Annotated in this window: 1 protein-coding gene and 1 pseudogene; one reads left to right on the top strand and one right to left on the bottom strand. The window is 63.2% G+C overall.

Annotated elements, in window-relative coordinates; genetic code table 11:
* Positions 1-283: transposase (locus EAH89_RS31005; protein WP_140888017.1), on the top strand; the 283-nt coding region annotated here is incomplete at its 5' end.
* On the opposite strand, the pseudogene EAH89_RS32970 reads toward EAH89_RS31005, so the two are convergent.
* Positions 268-696 (bottom strand): annotated as a pseudogene (locus EAH89_RS32970) (hypothetical protein); the annotation flags it as partial. The gene EAH89_RS31005 and the pseudogene EAH89_RS32970 overlap by 16 nt on opposite strands.

Raw genomic sequence — 696 nt, 5'->3', positions numbered from 1 at the left:
CTTGCTGAAGCTCTACGCCGACGGCGGGTACCAGGGCGCCAACTTCCAGGCCGGGCTGCGCACGACCTGCCGCCAGATCAACCTCGAGATCGTCAAGCGATCCGAGTTGCGCAAGTTTGTCGTGCTGCCGAAGCGCTGGATTGTCGAGCGCACCATTGCCTGGCTGAACCGCTGCCGCCGATTGGCCAAGGACTGGGAGTGCCTGAACCGACGTGCACTTGCCTTCCTACGTTGGGCATCCGTCCGCCGCATGCTTCGAAAGCTATGTCAGAAAACCACATGATCTCGGACGGACTCTAATTCTACAGTTGAGCTTTCATGCGAGCCTCGCGCTGACTGCGGCGCCAGTGACATGTTCTGGCGATCGCCTGATGTAGGCGTCGCCAGAGGGACCATTCGAAGAGGCGGTCCAGCACGAGGCCAGCGGCGCGTCGGAGGTCGCTGATGAGATGGCGGATCTCGCCGGTGCTGAAGTCGACTGGAGAGGGGGTTTGCTGGTCCCCCTTTTTGCCGCGAGGCGGCGTTGAGCCTCACGCGCATGCCGGCGAGAAAGGCCAGAGCAAGCATGGCCAGTGTGATGTGCCGGTACCATCCGTGCCACGAGCGGATCTCGTAGTCGGCCAGGCCGACCTCCTGCTTGGCGACCTCGAAGCATTCCTCGATGGCCCAGCGCCGGCCCGCAACACGCGCCAGAGT

This window comes from Muricoccus nepalensis (assembly GCF_006438825.1).
Classification (GTDB): domain Bacteria; phylum Pseudomonadota; class Alphaproteobacteria; order Acetobacterales; family Acetobacteraceae; genus Roseomonas; species Roseomonas nepalensis.
The sequence above is the reverse complement of the archived record's forward strand: the minus strand, read 5'-3'. Positions and strand labels throughout refer to the sequence as shown.